This is a genomic window from Marinimicrobium hydrolyticum, assembly GCF_030848505.1.
Classification (GTDB): domain Bacteria; phylum Pseudomonadota; class Gammaproteobacteria; order Pseudomonadales; family Cellvibrionaceae; genus JAVDDU01.
Map to the genome: position 1 here is coordinate 614020 of NZ_JAVDDU010000002.1, position 24495 is coordinate 638514.

The 24495-nt window shown below is 55.2% G+C and carries 22 protein-coding genes; 8 read left to right on the forward strand and 14 right to left on the reverse strand.

Annotated features, from left to right (window positions below; genetic code table 11):
• Positions 1-45: 45 nt before the first annotated feature.
• Positions 46-1302 (reverse strand): ABC transporter permease, encoded by a 1257-nt coding sequence (locus RBH33_RS05855; protein WP_306731209.1) that lies wholly within the window; start codon positions 1300-1302, stop codon positions 46-48.
• Positions 1302-2018, reverse strand: a complete 717-nt coding sequence (locus tag RBH33_RS05860) for an ABC transporter ATP-binding protein (RefSeq protein ID WP_306731210.1) — start codon at positions 2016-2018, stop codon at positions 1302-1304. Before RBH33_RS05860 ends, RBH33_RS05855 begins: the two co-directional genes overlap by 1 nt.
• 36 nt (positions 2019-2054) lie before the next feature.
• On the opposite strand from RBH33_RS05860, the gene RBH33_RS05865 reads away from it, so the two are divergent.
• A complete protein-coding gene (locus RBH33_RS05865; RefSeq protein WP_306731211.1) occupies positions 2055-2675 on the forward strand; it encodes a DUF3299 domain-containing protein in 621 nt (206 codons plus the stop codon).
• 139 nt (positions 2676-2814) lie between these two features.
• Complete coding sequence (locus RBH33_RS05870) at positions 2815-4719, forward strand: asparagine synthase-related protein (RefSeq protein ID WP_306731212.1); 1905 nt, start codon at positions 2815-2817, stop codon at positions 4717-4719.
• On the opposite strand, the gene RBH33_RS05875 is transcribed toward RBH33_RS05870, so the two are convergent.
• A complete protein-coding gene (locus RBH33_RS05875; protein ID WP_306731213.1) occupies positions 4709-5701 on the reverse strand; it encodes a CobW family GTP-binding protein in 993 nt (330 codons plus the stop codon). The genes RBH33_RS05870 and RBH33_RS05875 overlap by 11 nt on opposite strands.
• A gap of 44 nt (positions 5702-5745) precedes the next feature.
• Here RBH33_RS05875 and RBH33_RS05880 point away from each other — a divergent pair, with 44 nt between their 5' ends.
• Both RBH33_RS05880 and hppD read left to right on the forward strand, forming a co-directional pair.
• A complete protein-coding gene (locus RBH33_RS05880; protein WP_306731214.1) occupies positions 5746-6195 on the forward strand; it encodes a hypothetical protein in 450 nt (149 codons plus the stop codon).
• 224 nt (positions 6196-6419) lie between these two features.
• The gene (gene hppD / locus RBH33_RS05885; protein WP_306731215.1) at positions 6420-7445 is read left to right on the forward strand and encodes a 4-hydroxyphenylpyruvate dioxygenase; all 1026 of its coding nucleotides are present in this window, start codon (positions 6420-6422) and stop codon (positions 7443-7445) included.
• Here hppD and RBH33_RS05890 read toward each other — a convergent pair.
• The 6 genes from RBH33_RS05890 to RBH33_RS05915 all read right to left on the reverse strand — a co-directional run bounded on the left by RBH33_RS05890 (position 7442) and on the right by RBH33_RS05915 (position 14164).
• A complete protein-coding gene (locus RBH33_RS05890) occupies positions 7442-8317 on the reverse strand; it encodes an alpha/beta hydrolase family protein (RefSeq protein WP_306731216.1) in 876 nt (291 codons plus the stop codon). The genes hppD and RBH33_RS05890 overlap by 4 nt on opposite strands.
• Before the next feature lies 1 nt (position 8318).
• Positions 8319-10907 (reverse strand): non-ribosomal peptide synthetase, encoded by a 2589-nt coding sequence (locus RBH33_RS05895; protein ID WP_306731217.1) that lies wholly within the window; start codon positions 10905-10907, stop codon positions 8319-8321.
• A 254-nt stretch (positions 10908-11161) separates the two neighbouring features.
• A complete protein-coding gene (locus tag RBH33_RS05900; protein WP_306731218.1) occupies positions 11162-11815 on the reverse strand; it encodes a ZrgA family zinc uptake protein in 654 nt (217 codons plus the stop codon).
• 65 nt (positions 11816-11880) lie between these two features.
• Complete coding sequence (locus tag RBH33_RS05905) at positions 11881-12534, reverse strand: DUF1826 domain-containing protein (protein WP_306731219.1); 654 nt, start codon at positions 12532-12534, stop codon at positions 11881-11883.
• A complete protein-coding gene (gene zigA / locus RBH33_RS05910) occupies positions 12531-13733 on the reverse strand; it encodes a zinc metallochaperone GTPase ZigA (RefSeq protein WP_373568230.1) in 1203 nt (400 codons plus the stop codon). Before zigA ends, RBH33_RS05905 begins: the two co-directional genes overlap by 4 nt.
• A gap of 2 nt (positions 13734-13735) precedes the next feature.
• A complete protein-coding gene (locus RBH33_RS05915; RefSeq protein WP_306731220.1) occupies positions 13736-14164 on the reverse strand; it encodes a TraR/DksA family transcriptional regulator in 429 nt (142 codons plus the stop codon).
• Between the two features lie 214 nt (positions 14165-14378).
• On the opposite strand from RBH33_RS05915, the gene RBH33_RS05920 reads away from it, so the two are divergent.
• Positions 14379-15302 (forward strand): glycoside hydrolase family 5 protein, encoded by a 924-nt coding sequence (locus RBH33_RS05920; RefSeq protein WP_306731221.1) that lies wholly within the window; start codon positions 14379-14381, stop codon positions 15300-15302.
• Between the two features lie 22 nt (positions 15303-15324).
• Here the strand turns inward: RBH33_RS05920 and RBH33_RS05925 are convergent, their stop codons facing one another.
• The 3 genes from RBH33_RS05925 to RBH33_RS05935 form a co-directional block, all read right to left on the reverse strand.
• Positions 15325-16902, reverse strand: coding sequence for a GGDEF domain-containing protein (locus tag RBH33_RS05925; RefSeq protein ID WP_306731222.1), 1578 nt, complete (start codon positions 16900-16902; stop codon positions 15325-15327).
• A 126-nt stretch (positions 16903-17028) separates the two neighbouring features.
• Positions 17029-17664 carry a thiol:disulfide interchange protein DsbA/DsbL gene (locus RBH33_RS05930; RefSeq protein WP_306731223.1) on the reverse strand — a complete coding sequence of 212 codons (636 nt, stop codon included), beginning with the start codon at positions 17662-17664 and terminating at the stop codon, positions 17029-17031.
• Between the two features lie 162 nt (positions 17665-17826).
• A complete protein-coding gene (locus RBH33_RS05935; protein WP_306731224.1) occupies positions 17827-18507 on the reverse strand; it encodes a c-type cytochrome in 681 nt (226 codons plus the stop codon).
• A 153-nt stretch (positions 18508-18660) separates the two neighbouring features.
• Here RBH33_RS05935 and yihA point away from each other — a divergent pair, with 153 nt between their 5' ends.
• Positions 18661-19314 (forward strand): ribosome biogenesis GTP-binding protein YihA/YsxC, encoded by a 654-nt coding sequence (gene yihA / locus RBH33_RS05940; protein WP_306731225.1) that lies wholly within the window; start codon positions 18661-18663, stop codon positions 19312-19314.
• Positions 19315-19655: 341 nt separating this feature from the next.
• Here the strand turns inward: yihA and polA are convergent, their stop codons facing one another.
• On the reverse strand, positions 19656-22385 hold the full coding sequence (polA, locus tag RBH33_RS05945) for a DNA polymerase I (protein ID WP_306731226.1): 2730 nt from the start codon (positions 22383-22385) through the stop codon (positions 19656-19658).
• Between the two features lie 340 nt (positions 22386-22725).
• Between polA and RBH33_RS05950 the strand changes: the two genes are divergently transcribed.
• Positions 22726-23004, forward strand: a complete 279-nt coding sequence (locus RBH33_RS05950; RefSeq protein WP_306731227.1) for a hypothetical protein — start codon at positions 22726-22728, stop codon at positions 23002-23004.
• A 273-nt stretch (positions 23005-23277) separates the two neighbouring features.
• Positions 23278-23562: a hypothetical protein gene (locus RBH33_RS05955; protein ID WP_306731228.1), complete on the forward strand. Its 285-nt coding sequence runs from the start codon at positions 23278-23280 to the stop codon at positions 23560-23562.
• On the opposite strand, the gene RBH33_RS05960 is transcribed toward RBH33_RS05955, so the two are convergent.
• Positions 23542-24435, reverse strand: a complete 894-nt coding sequence (locus RBH33_RS05960; RefSeq protein ID WP_306731229.1) for a zinc ABC transporter substrate-binding protein — start codon at positions 24433-24435, stop codon at positions 23542-23544. The genes RBH33_RS05955 and RBH33_RS05960 overlap by 21 nt on opposite strands.
• Positions 24436-24495: the final 60 nt, after the last annotated feature.

The following is a 24495-nucleotide window of genomic DNA, read 5'->3' on the forward strand; positions in this document are numbered from 1 at the left end:
TAATAACCATAGTCTATTCGTCGGCCCGCCGGGGGTTTTCCCCATTCACGCGCGCGGGGTCAGACCTTCTGCCAGGGCGCGCCGGTAGGCTACGGCTGCTGGGACGGCTCCCGCCAGCGCTGCCAGTGCGGCGACCGCCAACATCAAGTAAGCAGTATGCGCTCCCAGCGGATTAATATCGACGAACAGACCAAATTGCATCGCCAGCCAGGGCTGGGCTACCCAAAGGCCAACAACCAGCAGCAGGGCTCCCAAAGCAAAAGCCACGGCCATCAGTAGGAGCGCTTCCAGCTCCACCAGCCAGAACAGGTACCAACGCCCTGCGCCTACCGCCCGCAACACCGCGATTTCACGCTGGCGCTCTTTCATGGATGCCAACAGCATGGTCACCATGCCGATCAGTGCCGCCAGCAAGACCATGGCACTGATGACATAGAGAAGGTTCTCCACCATGGACAGCATTTGCCACAGTTCAGTCAACGCGACACCAGGCAGGATGGCCATAAGCGCCTCCTGGGGGTATTGATTGATGAATCGCTGAACGCTGAAGGTCGCCGCGCGCGAGCTGAGCCCAACCAAGACCGCCGTTACACTCTCCGGCGTCAGATCCCGCTGAAGCGCCTCCTCCGGCGATACTTGTCGACCAGGCCTCGGAGCACCGCCTTCCCAGCCGATATGAATGGCCTCAATACCTTCCAGACTGACATGGACAGTTCGGTCCACCGGCGTGCCAGTTGGCGCCAAAATCCCCACCACGATAAACGGATGGCCATCGTGGGGCATAAAACTCACCGACCCGGTCCCGTGGGCCAGGGTGATTTCCTGACCCAGGTCGTAGCCGAGCTGCCGGGCCACCTGAGCCCCTAGTACGGCGTGGTAAACACCATCGAAGGGTTCTCCATGGGAAAACTCCAGCGCTCTTCTCTGACCATAGCGATAGCGTTCAAAATACTCCCCGGTGGTGCCCAGAACCCGAAAGCCCCGGTGGGAATCGCCCAGTGATAAAGGTACCGCCCATTCCACCGCGCGCATGGCTGCCAATTCCTGATAACTCTCCCAACTGATATTTTGGGTGGGATTACCCATCCGGAACACGGAGTAGAGCAGCAGATTCAGTTGGCCACCGCGCGCGCCCACCACCAAGTCGGTGCCGGATAACGTTTGGCTGAAGCTGTCTTTTGCTTGGTGACGCAAGTGGTCGATCCCCAACAGAAGCACGATGCTAACCGTGAGAGAGAGTAAGGTGAGGAGCGCCGTGGTACGCCGGTTCCACAAGCTTTTACGGGCGAGTTTGAACAGCATCAGGCCACCCCCTCCGCCAACAGCGATCGAATATCCACTGAACGGGAAAAATATGGTTCCAAACTGCGATCGTGACTGACGAACACCACCGCACACCGGTTTTGCTCGGCTACTTGCAGCAAGAGCGACATAAAGGCATCCCGGCTGTCACTGTCCAGCGCCGAGGTGGGCTCGTCAGCCAGCAAAATTTCCGGTTCAATCACCAGCGCCCGGGCAACCGCCAGCCGCTGTTGTTGTCCAACGCTCAGTTGATGAGCCGGCCTGGCCTCAAGGTTAGGCTCCAGCCCAAGGGCTGCCAGCAGCTCCCGGGCCTTGTCCACAGCGCCTTCCCGGCGGCGGGCAAAGTGCGCGGCCAAGAGGACATTGTCGAGCACACTCAGGTAGGGAATCAGGTTAAACTGCTGAAAAATGACGCCCACATGGCGGGCCCGGAAACGGTCCCGGCGACGTTGCGACAGAGCTTGCAAGCTCTGGCCAAGGAGCTGGACTTCGCCTAGTTGCGGCGAACTAACTCCCGCCAGCAGGTTCAGCAAGCTGGTTTTTCCGGACCCGGAAGAGCCGTATAGGAAAACCCGCTCACCCTGGTTTACTTGAAACTGGTCAATGCGCAACAACGGGGAGCGACGCGTCCAAGCGAACTCTACCTGTTGAAGGCTAATAGCGGGTGTGCTGCAATCAAGGGGAGCAGTGGGCTCGACGGCTTGAGTTTTTCGCATGTATGTTACCAATAACGCATTCTGGACTTGGACAAGATGCCACATAAAAAATTGTTTTTCATCGCACTGTTGATCAGTGCCAACATTATTTTTTCGGTTCGAGCTGACGATTACAAGACCATCGAGTGGACTGACCTGCTCCCAGACGAAGACCTGGAGCTGCTCCTCAACATGCCGGCCATTGATCACGGCGACCTGAGCGACGAAGAGCTCGCCGAGGACCAGCAAGCGGATGGGCTGCGCACGGCTGACGACTTCCTGGCCAACCAAGTGGAGAATGCCATAGCCCAGGCCATGGGCTCAGGGGGATCTGGAGGGCGTACCTGGGAGGACGCGCTTGTGTCCACCAACATCCGCCCCGAGTTTGACGGAGCAAAGGTACGTTTGCCTGGTTTTGTGGTGCCGTTGGAATTCGATGATGATATGAACATCAGTGAGTTCTTCCTGGTGCCCTTCTTCGGAGCCTGCATCCACGTACCGCCACCGCCACCGAACCAAATTATTTTCGTCAGCTACCCCCAGGGCCTCCAACTGGACGCTCTTTACACGCCTTTCTGGGTCACCGGGGAGATGAAAGTGGAGATGGTAGAAAACGACATGGCTCTGTCCGCCTACAGTATGGAAGCGGCCACCATCATAGAATATCGCGAGGATTGATCACGCTTTAGTCACGTCACTTTGCAGGCATTGAACAGTGGACTTGGACGCATCCCAACGCGCCCAAATCTGCCTGGCTTGAACTTTTTGCGCTTCTGCCCCCCCTTATAAGAAGGACGCAAAATTTCAGGAGCCTGATATGAGTGCTATAGGTGGCATCCTATATCCCAGGGAGGGTAGCCTCGATAACACCCTGGCCGCGCGCATGAACGCCGCGATGTCCCACCGGGGTGAGCTGGGCAATGTGGTCTGTCCCGACACCAACACGGCCTTTTTTTGTCGATACAAACAGAACGGTGTTTACCAACCAGGCATCACCGAAACGAACTCCCTCTGTGTGGTAGCCGATGGTCGGGTTCAAGCCTCAGATCAAAGGGTCCTATGGGGCAAAGCACTGTCAGATTATGTTTGCGCCGCTTATCAGGCGGAAGGCGTAGATTTTCTGGCAGGTCTCGATGGCGATTTTGCGATTTTCCTTTACGACCGAAGCACAGGCAAAATTCTTCTGTGCCGGGACATGTTCGCCCACCGGCCTCTGTACTACGCCTTTCAACAGGGCCGCTTTTGGTTTGCCTCTGAAATTAAAGCCATTCTGAGCGATCCCATATTCACGCGCAGCGTCAACACTTCGACGCTCGCTCAGCAGTTGACGTACCGTGGAAACTTTGGCCCAGAAACCTTGTTTCAAGACATCTTTAAAGTCGTGCCCGGCTTTTATGTAGAGGGCAATGTGCGGGAAGGCAATGTAGTGCCGCCACTGAGCCTACATTTTTACGCACGACCAAAGCGCATAAAAAAAGGACCGGCGTCCTCCCGCCACTACGAACAACCATTGTGGACCAAGCTCTGCCAAACGATCCAATTCCATCGTGTTGGCGAAAATCGTCGCTCCGGCCTGCTCATGTCCGGCGGTATCGACTCAGCGTTAATCGCCGCCGCACAAAAGGAATGCGGACTCTCCAAAACGACAGCGGTCAGTTGCGGCTATACAGACCCAGGTGCCAGACACTTTGATGAGACGGCCACCGCATGCGAGAACGCACAACGTTACGGCCTTGCCTACAAGAACGTCAGCATCGCTGCAGAGGACGACCTTTTGGATCTCTTACGGCGCACCGTAGTCAATACAGAAGAGCCGCCCCGAACCTTCATCAGCCTTTCCACTGAACAGGCACTAGATCAGTTCCATGGCCAATTGGATCTTCTGATGACCGGCACCTTTGCGGACGTTCTCTTTGGCGAACAAACCCAGTACGACACACCCATCTACGCACTTCGCCAACGCTGTCCTCCAGCGCTCTGGAACTTGGTAAGACGTTCCCTCCCCATGTTTCAGCATCTACCCAAACTGCGCGGCTACGCTGCTTGGTTTAAGCGCGGCGATGTGGCCTCCATGAAGGAATACCTGCTGTTCAACCAGCGAGTTAACGTCGACCTTCATGGATTATTACAAAGCCCGAAGCCGGAAGAATGTGCCCCTCACATGGAACAGGTTTATCAAGCTATAAAAGGATTCAGCGCGGAGAATGAATACACTATTGTCGGCAGCCTGATGTTTGTGCACTGCTTCAACGAGATGTTTGAGCAAATCGGCAGCAACCACGGTATGGACATGGTGCACCCGTTCCAATCAAAGTCGCTGTACGAACTATCTCTGCAAATGCCCTACCGGGGAAAAGTCTCTCGCAAGCACACCAAGCCTTGCCTGCGCGAACTAGCCGCTAAACACTACTCTCGTGATTTTGCCTACCGTGACAAAACCAAGTTCTCGTCACCAGGAGCCCTCTGGTTGCGGGACTCACCAAAGCTTAAAGCAGCGGTGTATCGGCTTGCGGAACCGAATGCGCTCATCGGAGACTATCTCGACCGACCCGCTATTAACGCCATTGTTGCCCGGTACAAAGATGAGTTGACCAGCGGGCAGCTGAAGCAGAGCACGAGTCAATTAATCTTTACCTTGATTGGGTTAGAACTTTGGCTGGAAACATTTTTTACAAAAGAGCAGCACGCGCAAGTTGCTGTCGCTGATCGACTCAGGGCATAACCATAGCCAGAAGCTGATTTTCCACAAGCTCGGCATCTAGAGGCTGGTCACTGATCAGCTCCACACGGCTGTCAGGCGCCTCATCCAATTCCAGCACACTGAGTACACCACCATCCATGTTGTAGCTGAAGACGCCCCGCTCTGTGATGAAAATGGCTTTGGCACGAATCACGTCGGCGCCATTGAGCATCGAGAACACCTGCTCGAAATCGAAAACGGCATCCGGCACGAACGCCCAGCCGATACTGTAATGGCCCTGCCCTTGATTGACACGACGTACGAACTGATGCCCCTCAGGGATGGCGACCTGAGGATTGGGCAACTCCCTCCGGGGCTGTAGCGGATTCGCGTGCTGAAGCGGCGTTGGCGGCAGATCGCGCTCGATGCGCTGAGAATCTAGCCAAGCGCGGTCCACAGCACCGTGGGCCACTCGCTGGTGTCCGACCTTACGCGGGTTACAGTCTGCCAATAATTGGTCGAACAGGGACCAATCCGCCGGAGACGCCAAATCACTCTTATTGGCGATCAGTACGTCGGCGATGGCTATTTGATCCATGAAAGTGGAGTTGTTCCGATAGCGGTCGTCGGACAGCTTACGTGGGTCCACCAACGTTACCGTAGCCCGCAAATCCAACACGTCACCGTAGTACTCACCCGTGAGGGTACTTACAATTTCTGCCGGGTGCCCGAGACCCGTGGGTTCAATGATGATTCGGTCTGGATTGGTAGTTCCGATCAGCATGTTCAGCGCGACTTTCATGGGCAGGTTTCCTACGCAGCAGATGCAACCGCCAGGCACTTCGCGCACATGGGCGTCGCCTGCTTTTAGCAAGCCTCCGTCAATGCCAATCTCACCAAATTCGTTGACCAACACTGACCAAACTTCATCCTCCGGTTTGCTGCGCAGCAAATGCAGTATGCTGGTGGTTTTTCCCACGCCAAGGAAACCGGTGATAACATTGGTCGGGATAGCTTGGGGCACTGCGCCTCCTTTTACGTATTCAGAGCTGGGCAAGGTTGTGTTCAATGGCGGTTATATCGGAGTTTATGCATCTACTGGCCACTCACGACACGCTCTTGTGGTTCCTGGCGGCCTTTTCAATCTTGATGTTCTTGGGCAGTTTGTTGGCGCTGCCAATCATCATCGCCCGATTGCCAGAAGATTACTTTTCTGCTCCTTCGCGTCGACTCCTAAGAGGCGAACAAAGGCCGCTACCCTACTGGCTCATGATCGCGGGCAAAAATCTATTAGGCGCGCTGTTGCTCGTGCTGGGCGTTCTAATGCTTGTACTACCCGGACAGGGACTGCTGACCTTGTCAGTGGGCATTATGCTGTTGAATTTTCCGGGAAAATACCGTCTCGAACGCTGGCTGGTGAGTCGGCCGCCCGTATTGAATACTCTGAATTGGATCCGCCACAAAAAACATCGCCCACCACTGCGAAACCCCAGATCACCCACTATTGAGAACGAATAGTCTGTATTGCGCCGCGCGTGAATGCGAAAAGGGTTAACAGATCACCGCCTGCATTTACATCACCAGGAGCCCATGGTACAAACTCTACGAAGAGCGTGATTGTACCAGCAAGGTTCACCCTTGGGCACCTAAAGTCGTGGTTTCCCCTGCTCCGACTCTTGCCCCAACAAAAAGCGCGCCACTGGAACTATGGCCGCACAAATACTCACGAAAAGGAATCCATAGTGGACACCAACTACGTTACCACCTACGGAATCGGGTTTCTCGAATTTACTGGAAGACGCCCCCACCTACTCAGAGATTTGTTTCAACAAATGGAGCTTCAGGAGCACAAGAGTCGTTTGCGAGAAGGGGTAACCCTTCACACCGCAGGTAATATCCACTTCATCTCCAACCCCTCATCTGGAGGCAGCGCCGAGCGCTTCAGAGACGTACACGAGCGGGGGGCTTCGGCCATTGGGCTATTGGTTGAGAATTCTGCCCAAGCGCTGGAGCAGGTTATGCGCCTGGGCGCCGAACCCGTACAGACACGCGACTACGATATTCCTGCCATCAAAGGCGTGGGGAATTCGCTTATTTATCTGGTGGATGCCGATCATCAGGCTGATCTTTTTTCGGAGTTTGGTTTTTTTGGTTCTAGCATCGACAACGTTAATCAACTCGTGCGCATCGATCACCTAACCCACAATTTACGTGAAGGCGGCATCGAAAAGTTCAAACAGTTCTACGGCAAACTGTTCGGTTTTAAAAGTGTAAGATCGTTCGACATCGAAGGTAAAAAAACCGGTCTTTACAGCGAGGTCATCTCCAGCCCATGTGGCCGGGTTGTGATTCCCCTGAACGAAACCAAAGATGACAAATCGCAGATTGCTGAGTTTATTCGCGACTATAACGGAGAGGGAATACAACATATTGCCCTGCATTCGGCCAACCTTTATGAAACCGTGGCAAATTTGTCCCACAACGGCATCGAATTTCAGGACACCCCGGACACTTACTACGACATGCTCAACGACCGACTACCCGATCACGGAGAAGAAGTGGAAAAGCTGCGCAATAGTCGCATCCTCATCGATGGAGGCGAGCGTCAAGGCGGTGGCTTTTTACTGCAAATTTTTACCAAAAATAGCATAGGTCCGATTTTCTTCGAGTACATTCAAAGAAAAGGCAACGAAGGTTTTGGCGAGGGCAACTTTCAGGCTCTATTTGAATCCATTGAGTTGGATCAGGAGCAGCGCGGAGTCATCTAGCTGCTAGAAAGGCTCGTGGTGACACCATCGACATGTACCGACAAAGCCTCCGGCTCTGGATCTAGTCCGTCCAAAAAGCGTACAAGTTTGGTGGCAACCACTTCGGTCATATTTTCCAACTGACTGGCAAACACCGGCGTATGACTGATGTCCGCCAAAAAATCCACCTGTGAATATTCCGCATCCACCAGCTCCGGAAACGCCTTTTTTAGCTGTTTTGGATGATTGAACACTTCGTGTACCGCGCCCGTGTAAACAAAATGAAGATAGACCTGACGCTTAATCAGGTTAGCCAATATCCGCTTAGACTCGTCATAACTCATATACTGGTATTGCACCAAACTACCGTTCGGTCCGGTCCCGTTCGCGTAGCGGATGGGCTCAAAAAGGCCTAAAAAACGTAACATTCGGCGGTACAATCGGTGCCGTTGCACCCGCCAGCGATGACCGGACGCGGGGTGAGCAAACGGATCGTACATCAACACCCCCATAACCCGGCGATCAGCTTCCGCATACCGAAAGGCCGCCTCCGCACCTGAACACAGCCCCCCCATCACGACTTGATTGATCCCATACTGCTGGTGCATAAAATCGACCGCCGCTTGAAGCTCCAAAGGCGTCCGCTCGTTCAAGGAATAATCTGAATAACAAGCCCCACTGTCACCAATGCTGTCCAAATCAAAACGCAATACCAGCACACCCTGCTGAGCCAACCTCCTGGCCAGCGTCGTATACAACCTGAACGGTCCGCTTCTGAGCGTTAATCCTGCGGTAACCAGAATACAACACACTGAACGAACAGCGGTTTCTGGTTCCGATACAACGCCCAGAAGAGACGAACTTCGACCAAATTTTACCGGTACTTCCTTCATGTTAATTTACCAGTGAACAAATGGATTCAGACATGCCGACATCGGGGAGGATATCTTCCAATGCGGAGATGTCCCACCAATCGCACACAATTTCGTTCGCCACTATGGGCACCTCGGCACTGATATGCTCCGCTAGATCGGCGCGTTGCTCATTACCGGAGTAAATGGTCGCCGCTGTTGGTCGCAGGCGAGATATCGTTTTATGTAAATCCAGGTCACGCAGCTGCGCGATGGTCAGGTGCGAATAAACGAACGCTAGCAACTCTTCGCCTTGAACAGATTTCTGTCGATAGAACAGCGGCAACATGGATCGGTGAGCCTTAGTAAGCCGACGCTGGGCGCGCCTTAGATCTTCTAGGTGCTGGATGCCAGAGAAAATGGGATCCCACAGTACAAGCCGCGAGAAACTCTCTGGCTGCGCCTCAGCCACCTGAGTCATGAGACTCGCACCCAGGCGAACTCCAATACCCACAACCTGACGAACGCCCGCTCGTCGCTTTAACTCACCGACGGCAGAATCAATATTGGCTTTCCAAAGCTCCAAACTGGCTTGAGAGCCCTCCCCAAGGGAATCGCCCATACCAAAAAAATCAAAGCGCATCACGGGAACGCCGCGAGCAATTAGCTGGCGAATTACTTTACGCATCACAAAGTGAGTACGAGTCCATTCGCTGCCGATGGGGGGGCAAATCAAGACGGCAGACTCGGCATGATTCGCCTCTGATGGGTAGTAAAGGCCATACAATTCCGCTTCAGGGCCAAAGTAGAAGGCCTCGCTGTAAGGCTCCTCACGTACAGCGCTTTGTGAGTTGCTCCGACTCGGGGGAACCAAGCCCCGTTGGCGGTCACAGATCGCGGCTAAAACCTGGAGGTTTTCTCGTAGTACATCCATTCCATCCAACGTAACCGCCAATTCCGACTCGACGCGAAGAATGAATTCCATCGCCAAAAGCGAATAGCCACCCAAAAAGAAGAAGTTGTCCTCCCTTCCTACGTCTTCTACACGCAGGAGTTCCATCCATAGTGAGGTTAAAGCAATTTCTGTTTCAGTCTCAGGCGAAAGGGGTTTTGTGGATCGCTGTATTTTATGTGCAGCGGGCTGCGGCAGCGCGAAACGATCGACTTTCATGTTGTGATTGAGAGGCAAGGCCTGCAGGGGAACATAACGGCTGGGAACCATATAGTCCGGCAAAAATCTCGCCAGGTACTCCCGCACGGCCGCCGTGTCTTTTTCAGTTCCCTGGGCAAACACCGGATACGCTACGAGGGTTTTGTCCCCCGGAACCAACTCCCATGCCATCACCACACCATCTTGAACATTCGGGGCCCGACGTAACATGAGTTCGATTTCAGCGAGCTCTACACGCATGCCACGTAACTGCACTTGAAAGTCCCGGCGACCGAGCATTTCCAAGTCGCCCTGCGCATCGAAGCGGCCAATGTCACCCGTAGCGTAAAATCGCCGCCCTTCAAGCCAGCGAAACTTTTCCTGGGTCAGTTCCGGCTTGTTGAGATAGCCTTTCACCAAACCATTTCCGGCAAACCATACCTCACCCACTTGACCCGGGCCGAGAACGCGCTGTTGATCGTCGAGTACTCGGACCTCAACACCTGGAAACGGTTGACCCACAAAGGTCTTGTTAATGGCGCCCGACTCAGGCACTTGGTGCGTGCAGCCCATGCAACTCACTTCGCTGCAACCATAGATGACGTAAACTTCGGCGTTGCGGAAAACCTGACGCAGCTCCTCCAGCAGCTCCGGGGGCACCATATCGCCACCGGAAGAGGCGTGCCGAACATGACCGAATTGGTCAACGTTTTCCACCGTGGTACGGATGAAATTCACCAGACTACGCAGCAGACTCGGCCCTATGTGAAAGAAGGTCACCTCCCGAAAAGTAGCCAGCATGCGGTGCGGATCAAGAATATGGTCCCGGTCCAGCAGCACAAGCCTAGCGCCCGATATCAGCGGCAACATAAGTTCAAACATGCTGATACTGAAACTGTAGCGCGCAACGGAAGGGATGACATCGTGCTCGGTAACACCGTAGCGATCCCGAGCGCTGTACAAGTAGTTGCACAAATTATTGTGGCTGGCGAGCACGCCTTTGGGAGTGCCGGTAGTCCCGGAGGTATAATAAATATAGGCACTATCATCGGGGTGAACGTCTACCCCAGGGTTTTCGGCTGGAAACGACGCCAGCATTTCTTCATCGTCGTCCAGACAAAGCACGGTGCCTTCATGAGCGGGCAACTGACTAGCAAGTTTCGAGCGGGTGATGATGACTTTCGGACGAACGTCATCCAAGATCATTTCAACACGGGCTGGCGGGTGCGTCGGGTCCAAGGGAACGTAGACACCACCGGCCTTTAAAATGCCCAACAGGGTGGTCACAATTTCAAAGCCGGGTTCTAGAAACACGGCTACGGCTGTTTCTCTGCCAATATCGTTGGCAATCAAGAAGCTGGCCAGTCGGTTCGCCTCCCGGTTCACAGCGGCATAGCTCATCTGCCTGTCGCTATAACGCAGAGCCGGTGTCTGAGGGTGCTCTTGGGCGTGCCTTTCAAATACCTTAAATACAGCTTCCATGAATGTGTCTCAGGTGCTACCCACGATCATCGATTATTTGGAATACGGGACACCAAGAGATTTGGCAAGGCATTCGCGCAAGTTCCATTCCCTGTGTATGGCGTACGAGTCTTACTGGCCAGTATAAACGCTCTCGTGCGTAGATGGGCGCACCAAAGCGGGCAAGCATAAAAAAAGAGTAAAAATACTCGGAGTCGGAGTCAAGAGCCTATAAGAAATAGGTACTGCGGCGGTAAATTACCGCCGCGAGGCCTTTAGTGGGAAAAGCGCGTTGCGGGCAAACTGGGGGAGAGGGTTGCCGCACCTTGTTGATCTTCGACAATCCATTTGAGCGACATCGCTTCCAGCGTCGGAAGCTGTTCAAAGAGAGCAAATTGCACGCGCCTCAGACGCGCGGGCTCAGCACACTCGAAGGCGTAATAGGCTTGGAAGTCAGCGTGAGTATTTCCACGGCGGTATTGCGGCAGCAGGGTTTCGGATTCTTTTAGGCGACACTCCGCTTCAGGAGGAAGCAGCAATACTTTTTCGGCCGTATTCAAAAGCGTTTCGGCTTCTTGAATAGCTTGGTGTTGTCTGCCGGTACTGGGTGCGGACTCAAACCCCACCACATCAACACCGGGTAAGACCAGCTCCACATCGAGCCTGTTGCCTTCCAGAACCAAGTTAATTTCACCTCGGCCGTGGACATGGGCGCCGTGCTGACGACGTGGTTCATGGCTGTGATGGTGGTCATGGTCATGGTCATCAGCATGCTCGAAGCCATGCGCCCGATCAATTCCAGGTTCGGCATGACTGTGGCTATGCGAGCCAGAACCTTCACGTTCACAGGCCATGAGTAAGCCGGCGAGAATCACTGGCAATAAAAGCGTCGCGCGACGAATGGCCGATACGGCGGCTGCAGTAGTCATGGTAGCTCTCTGAATCTCAAAGGTTCTAGGGTTCCAACGGGTTGCTGGGTGGAGTGCACACGCTCTTAGGATACAACATCAAAGGTCACCAGCAACCTACGCTCGCCGGCCGCCAGGGCCGGCGAACGATGAATTAAGCCACGGCCCTCATTGTTCTCCCAAAGCTCCCCTTTGAACAACGCCACTTCACCCTCGGCCAGTTGTTGTACGTCAGCGTCGCTCTGCATAAGTCCGGATTCAGCGTCGCTTAAGCCCTTGGCGCCCGCGCCCAACCTGGTTCGGTCGGCACAGTGATTGCTCAACCACTCGCTGCCCGGGCCGCCATAAGTGGTGACCAGACGGACCGGAACCCGGTCCACGTGAAAACGAGGGCACATGGCCGCATCCAGCGTGCTGAGCCGCAGACCGACGTTGCGGCAATCAAAGAGGCAACAGTACATGTCCAACAACCAGTGGATATCATCCGCCAAGGGCTGCACGGCTTTACAGGCACCCAGAATCGATTGATACAGTGCGAAAGGAGACCCTGCTTCCTTGATGGCCAAGGTCCGGCCAGAGTTGAGTAAATTCTGCACACAGGCGTTTAACTCCAGGTCCAGGTCGCGCTGCCAACAGGAGAGGCTCACAGTATCCCGATAAAACTCGGTGAACACGTCTGGTGTGGGCCCGAATGCCCAGTGGTCGGAGGCTTGGTGGTCAAGTTGCTCGGTCAGGCTCATTCGGTTTCCTCTGCCTCCATCCATTGAGGGAAGGGGTCCGGCAGTGTCCGCCAAAGACTTTCTCCAGCCAGCAGTTCCGCATCCGACAATAGGCACTGATCCAGCTGGCGGGTAATGTCCTCTTTACCCAAGCCCTGACCTATGAACACCAGCTCCTGACGCATATCCCCAAAAGGCTCCTGCCACTTCTCCATGATGTAGGCGCGCTGCTCGTCATCGTCCGGCCAATGTTGTTCCGGTACGGCCTTCCAAAACAGACCCGCAGCACCGTGCTGGGCGATGCCGCCCGCCTGACTCCATTGGCCAGCCAACTGCGGCCGCGTGGCGAGCCAAAAAAAGCCCTTTGAGCGTAGGAGTTTGCCGCTCAATTGCGGGTTGTCAAAGAAGTCATGCAACTTTTGGGGATGAAAGGGCCGACGTGCGGTGTAGGTAAAGCTGGAAATCCCATACTCCTCTGTCTCTGGCGTATGCTCTCCACGCATTTCCGCCAGCCAGCCTGGAGCCAGCTGCGCATGTTCAAAATTAAACTTGCCGGTATTTAGAACGGCATCCAGAGGTACTTGGCCCATGGTCATGGGTAGAATCTCCGCACGGGTGTTCAAACTGCGCAATACCGCTTTCAGTTCATCCAACTGGGCCTCACTCAACAGGTCGGTTTTGCTGATCAGCAGAATGTCGCAGAATTCGATTTGATCCACCAACAAGTCGGCCACATTGCGCTCGTCTTCTTCGCCCAGGTGCTCACCAGCCTCTTTCAGCGATTTGGCCTGATGGTAATCGTTTAAGAAATTGGCGCCGTCCACCACCGTGACCATGGTGTCCAGGCGCGCCACTTGTGACAGGGACCGCCCTTGTTCATCTTCAAACGTGAAGGTTTCGGCCACGGGCAGAGGTTCGGAGATGCCGGTGGACTCAATCACCAAGGCGTCAAAGCGCCCTTCTTCCGCCAGACGACTGACCTCCAGAAGTAAATCCTCGCGCAAGGTGCAACATATGCAGCCGTTGCTCATTTCCACCAGTTTTTCCTCGGTGCGGTTGAGCGCACCTTGCACCAAGGCGGCGTCAATGTTGACCTCACTCATGTCGTTCACAATCACCGCGACCTTGCGGTCTTGTCGATTGTTCAAAATGTGATTGAGCAGAGTGGTTTTTCCAGCGCCGAGAAAGCCGGACAGGACGGTAACGGGAAGGGGTTGCATGATTAACCTCGTTGTTTTGCGTAATTGCGTTCTTGCTGTTCTTGCCGATTTTTTTCTTCCACGCACAGCTCGGCGGTGGGCCGCAGCAGCAGCCGAGCCAGGCCTATGGGCTCGCCGGTAACGGCACAATAACCGTAGCTGCCGTCTTCGATGTGGTTAAGCGACTGGTCGATTTTGCGCAGCAGGTAATACTGCCGCTCAGCCAAACGCATGCGCTGGCGGTTTTCCTCCTCGGCGGCCGCGCGATCCAATTCATCGGCTTCAGGCTCGCTGGCTGCTATCGCTTGCTTGATACCTTCTATGGCCTCTTGTGTCTCTTTTTTGAGAGTCAGTAAGCGATTGCGAAAAAACTCTCGCTGGCGCGAATTCATGTACTCAGCTTTGGGCATACGCAACAACTGGCTTTCGCTCAAAGGCGGGAGCTCGCTCATTTTGATAGGCATCCTAATGATCGTTGGACGTTATAACATAACATATCTGGCTTGATTCTCAAGGCTTCTTTCGCGCACAATCTAAAAGAAGTCTTACAAAAAAGGGGTACTTTGGATGGTCAGATCTCTAACACCGATGCGTATTTTTTTGCTCGTTCTGGTCGCATGTGTTGTGATTTTCTCGCTTAGTTTGGTGGATAGGACCCCGCCCCACGTGGCGCCAGTAACCACATACGGTTTTCTATCGGTGGACGGTAACCAAATCGTTGATATGCATGGAGAGCCAGTGGCTCTGGCAGGGCCCAGCCTATTCTGGTCGAACAACAATTGGGGCGGGGAACGCTTCTACAACAGCGGGGTTGTGCACGAGGTGGCCTGGAACTGGAACGCCTCTCTGATTCGCGCCGCCATGGGCGTTGAGGCATCCGGGGGTTATCTGGAAGACAAGGAGAGCAATCTGGCCAGAGTGGAAACGGTGATTGACGCGGCCATTAAGGAAGGTCTTTACGTCATCGTTGACTGGCATTCGCACCGTGCCGAGGAGCACCCAGAAGAGGCCGTAGAGTTTTTTACCCACATCGCCCGGGAATACGGCGAGTTTCCGAACATCATTTACGAAATTTACAATGAACCGCTGGAGGACACCGACTGGTCAGAAACCATTAAACCCTATGCCGAAGAAGTCATTCGAGCCATACGGGCGATAGACCCTCAGAACCTGATTGTGGTGGGAACCCCGTCCTGGTCGCAGGATGTGGACGTCGCCGCCCAGGATCCCATAGTCGGTTTCGAAAACATCGTATACGCCCTGCACTTCTACGCCGGCTCACACGGCCAGGAGCTGCGTGACAAGGCACAAGAGGCGCTGGATCAGGGTCTGGCCTTAATGGTCACCGAGTGGGGCACCGTGAATGCCGATGGTGATGGCCAAATCGCCGCCGAGGAGACGAGCTTGTGGTTGGAGTTCATGCGTGAGAATAACCTGTCTCATGCCAACTGGGCGTTGAATGACAAGGAAGAAGGCGCGTCTATGTTTTACCCTGGCGTCGATACCGACGGCGGCTGGTCCGATGATGACTTTACGGCGTCCGGCGAGTTTGTACGCTCCATTCTTTTAGAGTGGCACGCCGTCGAGTAATCCGTGACGTAACCACACCTGTCTACCCCAGGCAGGTGCGGTTACGACCCGCCGCTTTAGCCTCATAGAGTGCACGATCAGCCCGACCAAAGACCTTCTCTGGTGTATCTCCCTGCTGGAATTCCGCCACCCCCATGCACAGAGTGACAGTCAGCGGCTCCTTGCGATAATGGAAGCTGGTGCTGGCAATAGCGTCTCGTATTGCGTCCAAAGCCTTGTGAGCTTCGGCCGCGCCGGTCTCCGGCATCAAAATAATAAACTCCTCGCCCCCGAATCGACCGATAAAGTCCACCTCTCGCAGCCGTTTTTCGATGGCCTGGCTTAATACTTTCAGCACCCGGTCACCAGCCTGATGACCAAAACGATCGTTGATTTGCTTAAAGTGATCTATATCGCACACAGCCAGGGAAAGCGGGTGACCGTAGCGCTGCCAGCGCTGCGTTTCGTGGCGCACCCGCTCTTCGTACGCCTCCCGGTTGGGAAGCTGAGTCAGGGGATCGTGTAAGGCCTTGTGACGCTGCTCTTTAAGTTTGGCTCGATTCGCCTCGGCGTCCCGCTCCATTAAGGCCACACGCTCGGCGAGGGTGGTGAGCTGCCCGACCAAGCCCTCATCCTGGCGCTCGGCGGCACGAAAATCCGCCAGCGCGGAGCGTATCTGGCTCAGCTGGGTACTCACCTGCTGCTTCAATTGCTGTAGGTCACGTGCGTCCACCACCTGACCTTCCAAGGATTGGCAATTCATCTCCAAAGCGTTTTGAAAGTCGCTCTGTGCACTGTTGCGCGCGGTCTCTTGGGCCACCGCGCCGCCCAGCACCCCAGCTATCTCCGCTAGCTCCGCGTTGACTTGGTCCAGGTACTGCGCGAACACTTCATTAGCCGCCAGCCACGCTTGTTTCAGGAGATCGCGGGATTGCGCCAAGATGGCGGGCAGATCATTTAGGAGAACATCTGAGGTAATGCGCTCGCGCAGTTCTTGTAAGGACTCTGGAGCCACATATTCGGTGTCCACGGCGTCAAGTAACCGCTGCAACACTTCCCCGAGCTCTTCCAGAAGGCCTTCAGATGCGAACTGCGGCGCTGCGCTAGCACCGCGCAAACGCTGGAAAAGCCCGGGGCGCGGGGCTCGAAGTTCCTCCAGAGCGCGCTCCTGCAGTTCGGCCAACTGATCCAGCAAGGCGGGGTAGAGACCAATTTTTTGTGCCCGTGCCGGTAGCCGAGTGAGGTAATGATCTAATTCTCTCTTTAGGCCTCCGGTTAGACCGAGAGATCGCAACCCGGACGCCAAGCGAGTCAGTTCCCGAAGGACGTCAGCGTCAAACTGGTCCTGTTGGCCATCGGCGGCGCGCACGGTCTGATCCAACTGTGTTAACAGATGGTCGGGCACGGCCTCGGCTTCGTTTCTCAGGGCGGCGCGCAGTTGGTCTAAAAAGTTATCCAGCGCAGAGTCCTGGCCGTCCACCAGAAGACTCAGCTGCACCAGGGCGCGGCGCAGGCTACGCTGCTGCTGTTGAGCGTCGCGCTCCACTTGCTCCTGGGCATCTAGTGCCTCTAGGTATTTTTCCCGCCAGCTTATGGCATCGGCACTGAGATTGGTGGCCATGGACTTCCCGGTTTTAGGTTTTTTTGAGTATAGCTGAGGATTCTACCGCCTATTTTCATTGCCCTGAACGAAAAAACCCATCGGCGCTTTAGGCGGCGATGGGTTTTGACACGCAGAAGCGAGCGCTTACTCGTTTTCGGCCCGGATTTTCTCTACCAGAAAGTCCACGATGCGCAACATTTCACTGTGGGTTCCCGCCGAGCCTGCCGTTATGCGGTATTTGCCGTCGACCACGATTTCTGGCGTGCCGCGTATACCGTACTGATTGCGTATACGATTGGTGTCGCGTCTCACGATGCGGGTGACACCCATGGATCCATAGGTTTTCAGCGCTTCTTCTCGGTCAGCGCCATAGCTGGCCAGAAAGTCCGCCCATTGCTCAGGCGTGGTCATCTGTTTGCGCTCTTGATGCACAGCCGTAAAAATGGGCATGTGCACTTCTTCAAAGATTCCCAGTGCCTTGGCGGTGTGTAAGCCCCGAGCGTAGGCTTCCATTGCCGGAGCCCAGACCGCGTGGGCATGCACGAGCACAACATCATCCTTCTGGCGCTCTTCCCAAGCACTCACCAGGGGCGCAAAGGTAAAACAATGGCCGCACAGGTATGAAAAGATTTCCACCACTTCGATTTTGTCCGGATCGCTGGTGGGCACGGGTGTACTCAGTACTTCGTAATGGCGACCAGCCTGGTACTGGGTCGGCGTCTGTTGGGCCATGGCGGCCATAGATAGTGTCAGGACCAACAAGCCCGTCAAAATGCGCATAGCGGCTTTCTCCATTTATTCGATGTGTAGTCGAGCGATTAGCCTACCTAAGAGAGTCATGTGGCGGCGGTAGTTCCCACCAAGCTCTTAACAATGCCACAGCACACTCTCAACAAAAAGGCGACCGAAGTCGCCTTTCGAGAATCCGCGAACGGGCGGACCTTAGTGCAAGCCACCGATATAGTTGGCCACGGCATCAATTTCAGCGTCAGTCATGTTGCGCGCGGTCAGGCGCATCATCATAGTGTCGCCGTCGTTGGTGCGCTCGCCAGAGCGGAAGGCCCGCAGCTGATCGGCAATGTACTCTGGATGCTGGCCACCCAAACGGGGGAAGCCTGCAGGCGGGTTGCCTGAACCATCGGGCGCATGACAGCCCATGCAGGACGGCACACCACTCTCCAGGTTGCCGGCGCGGTAAACCCGCTCACCCAGCTCCAAGGAATCCACGAGCTCACCGGTGTAGATGCGTACTTCTTTTTCCTGAGAACCGGCCAATTGCATGACCTGCTGGTCATAAAAAGCCGCGATATCGGCCAGATCCTGATCGCTCAGATTTCGCATCATGCCGGTCATTTCAGGCACAGCGCGGCCGGTGGTGGCTTTCAGCTCTGGATCAGTTTCCCGGTCCCAAGCGCGAATGTCGCGCAATTGCGCAAGCAGGTAGCGCTCACCAAGTCCAGCAATATGGGGGAATGCGGAGGAGGGGCTGTTCCCATCAGGGCCGTGGCAGGCGGCGCATATAGCGACTTTCTCTGCACCGGCATCCGGATTACCGGCCAGTGCGGCCTGTGCGAGAACCAAAAAGCCCAAGGCGGGCAGCAGATGCTTTACTAATTGTTTCATTGGCTAACCTGTAGTCGCGATTATTTTTCGCCCGGTTGGGTCGGTTCGGGCTACAATCTCCTCCCGGAGCGGCCGGTCATTATCGGTAACCCGAAAACGGCGGCGCCGGGCACCGCGCATTATATTGGATAACACGGCACTTTGCAGGGGTTTATGGACAGCAAAATCGATTTTCGCCAGGCTTATTTCACCCAGAGCGCTCCCAGCATACGGGAGTGCCCGCCCGAGGGCGGCAGCGAGGTGGCCTTTGCGGGACGCTCCAATGCGGGTAAATCCAGCGCCATTAATACGCTCACCGACAACGGCAAGCTGGCCCGCACCAGTAAAACGCCCGGTCGCACGCAGCTAATCAACTATTTTAACCTCAGCGAGCAACAACGCCTGGTGGATCTACCGGGCTATGGCTACGCAAAGGTTGGGCGAAACATGAAAGAAGCTTGGCAGCGCAACCTGTCGGAGTATTTGCATGAGCGCCAGAGCTTGCGGGGGCTGGTGCTCATGATGGACATTCGCCACCCCATGCAGGAATTCGACACCATGATGATAAATTGGGCGGTCGAAGCGGAAATGCCCGTCCACATCCTGCTTACCAAGGCGGACAAGCTAAAGCGGGGGCCGGCCAACAGTACGCTCATGGCGGTACAAAAACAGATGCGTGAATCGGGCGTCTCGGATCTGGTCAGCGCTCAGTGTTTCTCCTCTCTGAAGCGAACGGGCGTGGACGAGCTTAAAGCCAAATTGGAAGCCTGGCTGGCACTGGAAGAACCCAATCAGCCTGAAGATGGTGAGGCGACTACGGAAGCCTAGGACAAAAAAAACCGGCAACCTGGAGAAGTCGCCGGAGTAAAACTGGCGCCCTTGGGGTGGCGCCAGTGAAGCGGAGAAAAAAAGCAAAGTGACTAACACGGGCGTCGCAGCCGGTGTACTTGTGTTGAGCCCCGGGGCGGGAGAAAGTTCCCAGGCGACGTGTCCTGCTAAATTGCAGACAAAAAAAACCCCAACCAAACTGGTCGGGGTTGCTGTCGGGGCCGAGCCTATGGCTCAAGCCTCAATCAGTACCAAGTTACTACTTAGGGGAGAGCTTGCACACACAAAAATTCAATCGCACTAATTCGTATGACTCAGCACCCCTACAAAAGTTCAGCGCCTCAATGAGCTTCATCCCAATTATTTCCTGACCCTGCCTCCACCAGCAGCGGCACTTTGAGTTCGGCAGCGCCGGACATGCGCTCGACGAGCCCCCGACTAACCTCTTCCACTTGCTCCTGCGCCACTTCCAGCACCAGTTCGTCGTGCACCTGCATGACAATTTTGGCATTGAAGTCGCTTTTTTGGAGCCAGCGGTCCACGTCGATCATGGCGGTTTTGATAATATCGGCGGCGGTACCCTGCATGGGCGCGTTAATGGCGGTTCGCTCCGCGCCCTGACGCAGATTGCCGTTGCGGGCATTGATCTCCGGCAGGTACAAACGTCGCCCCATAATGGTTTCCACATAACCCTGCTCATGGGCGCGGGCGCGGGTTTCATCCATATAACGCTGCACACCTGGGTAGCGCTCAAAATACCGATCAATGTATTGCTGTGCTTCCTGGCGCCCTAAACGAAGCTGACGCGCCAACCCAAAGGCGGACATGCCGTAAATCAATCCAAAATTGATGGCCTTGGCGCTGCGGCGCATTTCCGGACTCACGGCGTCCAGGTCCACACCAAACACCTCAGCGGCGGTCGCACGGTGTACATCCAACTCCTGCTCAAAGGCCTGCAGCAGGCCTTTGTCTTCGGACAGGTGCGCCATGATTCGCAGTTCGATCTGGGAGTAATCCGCCGCCACTATGCGGCAACCCTCAGGCGCCACAAAAGCTTGGCGAATTCGCCGCCCCTCTTCTGTGCGGATGGGAATATTTTGCAGATTTGGATCACTGGAAGACAAACGGCCGGTGGCGGTCACGGCCTGATGGTAGGAGGTATGGATGCGGCCGGTGGCCGGATTGATCATCAGCGGCAGGCGATCCGTGTAGGTGCTTTTCAATTTACTCAGCCCGCGATACTCCATCAACACCTTGGGCAATGGGTAATCCAGAGCCAACTCCTGAAGCACTTCTTCTGCGGTGGACGGCGCGCCTTTGGGGGTCTTTTTCAGCACAGGCAACTGCAGCTCATCAAACAAAATGGCCCCCAGCTGTTTGGGTGAGCCCAGATTAAAGGGCTGGCCGGCCAGTTCGTGGGCTTGTCGCTCTAAGGCGTCCAGGCGTTCGGCCAACTCCAGGCTGTGCTCCCCCAAACGCTTGGCATCCACCAGGGCGCCATTGCGTTCTATATTCGCAAGCACCGGCACCAACGGTATTTCCAGGTCAGTGAATACTTGCTTCAAGGGCCCGATTTGCTCCAGCTCCGGCCATAGGCGTCGGTGCAGTCGCAAGGTGATGTCCGCGTCTTCGGCGGCGTAAGGGCCGGCCTGATCCAGCTGTATCTGATTGAAGGTCAGTTGTTTTGCGCCCTTGCCGGCGATGGATTCGAAGCTGATGCAACGGTGATCCAAATACTTGAGCGCCAGGCTGTCCATATCATGGCGACTGGCGGTGGAGTTAAGGACGTAAGACTCCAGCATAGTGTCGTAGACAATACCGCGCAGATTCACACCGTGATTCAGCAGCACGTTGCGGTCGTACTTAAGGTTCTGCCCCACCTTGGCTTTGGCGGCGTCCTCCAACACCGGCCTCAACGCACCCAACACTTGCTCTTCGGAAAGCTGCTCCGGCGCGCCCATGTAATCGTGCCCGAAAGGCACGTAGGCGGCGCGCCCCGGCTCTATGGCAAAAGATACCCCCACCACGCGGGCGGCCATGGCATTCAAGCTGGTGGTTTCCGTATCAAAAGCAAACAGCTCGGCTTGCTCCAGGGCTTCTACCCAAGCCGCCAAGTCTTTAGCATCGGTTATGACGTCGTATTGTGTATCGAGCTTTTCCGGTTCTACGGTGGCGGCAGACACGTCCACCTCGTCCCGGTCTGCCAGCTCGTTGACCCAACTTTTGAACTCCATTTCCTGGAACAGCTCCAGGAGCGCTTGCGGGTCCTCCTCACCAAGGGTCAGGTCATCCAGGCCCAACTCCAAAGGTACATCGGTTTTGATGGTCGCCAACTGGTAGGACAGGTAGGCCTGATCGCGATGCTCTTCCAGCTTTTCGGGCATCTTCTTGGCGCCACGAAAACCCAGCTCGCGCACTGCCTCCAAGTCCGCGTAAATATCATCCAAACTGCCCAAGCCCTGTATCAGCGCTTGGGCGGTTTTTTCTCCCACGCCCGGTACCCCAGGAATGTTGTCCGACTTGTCACCCATCAGCGCCAAGTAATCAATCATTCGCTCTGGACCGAACCCGTATTTCTCGCCCACCCCGGCTTCATCCAGGTAACTACCGGTCATGGTATTCACCAGTGACACATGGGAGTTGACCAGCTGAGCCATATCCTTGTCCCCGGTGGATATAACCATATCCCGCCCGGCTTCGGTGGCCTGCCTAGCCAAGGTGCCAATGACGTCGTCCGCCTCAACCCCGTCCACCACCAGCAACGGCAAGCCCATGGCACGCACTATGGCTTTAATGGGCTCCACCTGAGGGCGAAGGTCATCGGGCATGGCCGGGCGCTGGGCTTTGTATTCGGCAAACAATTCGTCCCGAAAGGTTTTCCCTTTGGCATCAAATACTACCGCCAAGGGGCTCTCCGGGTAATCCTTGATCAACCGGCGCAGCATGCTTATGACACCTTTGACCGCGCCCGTGGGCTGGCCCTTGGCGTTGTTGAGGGGCGGAAGTGCGTGGTAGGCACGATAGAGGTAAGAAGATCCATCAACCAGGACCAAGGGGGCGACTTGGGTCATGAGTGTTCTCTAGCAAGAATCGGGAAACTGGCCTTTTGCACTGAAAAGGCGCTTGCGAGGGCCAAGGATACCGCAAATTTGAGCTCGTTAGGCGTGAGGTTCAGTCCACCGCCAAAGTGTTACCTAAGAAACGATCTCGATATTGCTTTCACTCAACCCCATAAAACATTGAACTGTTTAACAATTTTATTTCATTAGCGTAATAAATGTGCAACACCACTAGACTATATTGGCGACTGTTGTTACCATGGGTAACACAAGGTAACAGAACATTCACAGGCTGCTCACCACGCCAAAAAGGAGCGGCCTAAAACGGGGAACACCCACGGAGGGTCTCACCATGAGAAAATTTGGCTTTATCGTAGCGACGATTTTATTCAGCAGTAATGTATTCGCCGAGGGCGCAATTTCTATTCCTCAGCCCAGCCTAGCGATCGCGGTGGCCGAAACTGGCGCCGCTTTAGATCGCCCGGCTCTGGAGCTTCCCGGAATGGAGTCCCTGGCTCACCAGGAAGAGCGTTTTGCAGAGAGCGCCCGTCGGCTCAATGAGGAAATTAGCAATCGTGTAGAACAGCGGTTGCAGGAAAAACTGGAGCAGCAACTCAACTTGGAGTTTTAGGCGTCAACCCCCTAAAACTTTTGACCCCACTTCTCCTTTGCTTAGCCCCGCCGGGATTCCCGCGGGGCTTTTTTGTGGTATTCAGGTGGAATTTGGCGCCCCTATTCCTTAAGTGAATAACCGCCAAACGGCTTTTGGTAAGCGCGTCACAAAACTATGCATTTAATGCACTTTTCTCTGTGCTTTTGCACCCAGTCTCTATACTGAACAGGCACAAAGTAGAAAAACTTAACCCAAACACCCTTTCGTCAAGGTCGACTTTGAGGACACTGCGTGAACATTCCCATCTTCTCCCAAGCGGCAATCTTTCGTTTGCAGCAACTGGCCGGCGCCGTACATAAGCACAGCGGGGTACGCCACAAGTTGTCCGAGCCAAACAACCTGTTGATGCTCTTGCGCTACGCCTCTCAGGCGCCTACGCCCGGCATTGCAATGCAATATCAAGCGTTTATACGCATCCTGAACCGGACCGAAAAAAGTTCTTTGCAAGCCCGCGGCGTACCGTTGGTGGCCTCCATCCCAGCAGAGGCCACAGAGCTAGGGCGCGAGGCAGTCTAAGAACGATTGGGCCATGGTTTCAATCAGCTCAGGGTAGCTGCTGGATCCCATGCCCAGTGGGTCAAGCTCGCCTACCTTTAAGTCCAGGTTTCGCGCCAGTTCGGCAGCCGCCCGAGTGTCATAATAGGGCTCTACGAACAGGCAATGCGCATCCGTCAGGCGCTGGCGCAGCTGATGCATATGCCGAGCGCCAGGTCGCTGCTCGGGGCCGAAGGTGACGTAGCCTATCTGCTTCAAATCGTAGCGTTTGACAAAGTGGGTGTAACCTTCGTGATAGACGGCAAAACCCCGGCCAGACACGGGCTGCAAGCGCCGCTGCAGCTCCTCATCCAATTGATACAATTTTTCCGTCAAACGCTGGGCATTGGCCTGGTACTGACTGGCCCCTTTCGGGTCCAGCTTGGCTAAGCGTGCCGCGAGCGCCTCGGCAATGATCGCGCCGTTGCGAGGGTCCAGCCAAATGTGTGGGTCGCGCTCGTGAAAGTGATCACCGTGATGAACGCCCGCAGCCTCACCGCTTGGCCAGTGAAGCCCTTCCAGCTCTTGCGCTTCGAGAATACGTTCTAGCGGCAAATTGGCCAAAGGGCGCACCAGGAAGGTTTCCATCTCCGGCCCCACCCAAAGGACAAGGTCCGCAGCCCTCAGGCGCCGAATATCCGAAACACGCATAGCATAGTCGTGAGGTGAGGCCGAACCTTCCAGTAGGCTGGTTACCTCACCTGTGCCGCCCATGACTTCTTGGGCAATTAGCTTTAACGGCTTAATGCTGACCAACACCTGAAGTTCGGCGCGAGCGGGCAGCGCAGAGGCAACCATAATAAGCAGTAATAAGAACGACCGCGCCGCAAAGGACGGGAAACTGAGGCGCGACATAGGCAAGGAAGTCTCAAGCGGTTATAGTGAGGCTATACAGTAACATTAGGGTTATAGTAT

Coding starts and splice junctions, on each gene's coding strand:
- RBH33_RS05855 (WP_306731209.1), bottom strand. CDS start 1,302: ATGCTGTTCAAACTCGCCCGTAAAAGCTTGTGGAACCGGCGTACCACG.
- RBH33_RS05860 (WP_306731210.1), bottom strand. CDS start 2,018: ATGCGAAAAACTCAAGCCGTCGAGCCCACTGCTCCCCTTGATTGCAGC.
- RBH33_RS05865 (WP_306731211.1), top strand. CDS start 2,055: ATGCCACATAAAAAATTGTTTTTCATCGCACTGTTGATCAGTGCCAAC.
- RBH33_RS05870 (WP_306731212.1), top strand. CDS start 2,815: ATGAGTGCTATAGGTGGCATCCTATATCCCAGGGAGGGTAGCCTCGAT.
- RBH33_RS05880 (WP_306731214.1), top strand. CDS start 5,746: ATGGCGGTTATATCGGAGTTTATGCATCTACTGGCCACTCACGACACG.
- RBH33_RS05890 (WP_306731216.1), bottom strand. CDS start 8,317: ATGAAGGAAGTACCGGTAAAATTTGGTCGAAGTTCGTCTCTTCTGGGC.
- RBH33_RS05895 (WP_306731217.1), bottom strand. CDS start 10,907: ATGGAAGCTGTATTTAAGGTATTTGAAAGGCACGCCCAAGAGCACCCT.
- RBH33_RS05900 (WP_306731218.1), bottom strand. CDS start 11,815: ATGACTACTGCAGCCGCCGTATCGGCCATTCGTCGCGCGACGCTTTTA.
- RBH33_RS05905 (WP_306731219.1), bottom strand. CDS start 12,534: ATGAGCCTGACCGAGCAACTTGACCACCAAGCCTCCGACCACTGGGCA.
- zigA (WP_373568230.1), bottom strand. CDS start 13,733: ATGCAACCCCTTCCCGTTACCGTCCTGTCCGGCTTTCTCGGCGCTGGA.
- RBH33_RS05915 (WP_306731220.1), bottom strand. CDS start 14,164: ATGAGCGAGCTCCCGCCTTTGAGCGAAAGCCAGTTGTTGCGTATGCCC.
- RBH33_RS05925 (WP_306731222.1), bottom strand. CDS start 16,902: ATGGCCACCAATCTCAGTGCCGATGCCATAAGCTGGCGGGAAAAATAC.
- RBH33_RS05930 (WP_306731223.1), bottom strand. CDS start 17,664: ATGCGCATTTTGACGGGCTTGTTGGTCCTGACACTATCTATGGCCGCC.
- RBH33_RS05935 (WP_306731224.1), bottom strand. CDS start 18,507: ATGAAACAATTAGTAAAGCATCTGCTGCCCGCCTTGGGCTTTTTGGTT.
- yihA (WP_306731225.1), top strand. CDS start 18,661: ATGGACAGCAAAATCGATTTTCGCCAGGCTTATTTCACCCAGAGCGCT.
- polA (WP_306731226.1), bottom strand. CDS start 22,385: ATGACCCAAGTCGCCCCCTTGGTCCTGGTTGATGGATCTTCTTACCTC.
- RBH33_RS05950 (WP_306731227.1), top strand. CDS start 22,726: ATGAGAAAATTTGGCTTTATCGTAGCGACGATTTTATTCAGCAGTAAT.
- RBH33_RS05960 (WP_306731229.1), bottom strand. CDS start 24,435: ATGTCGCGCCTCAGTTTCCCGTCCTTTGCGGCGCGGTCGTTCTTATTA.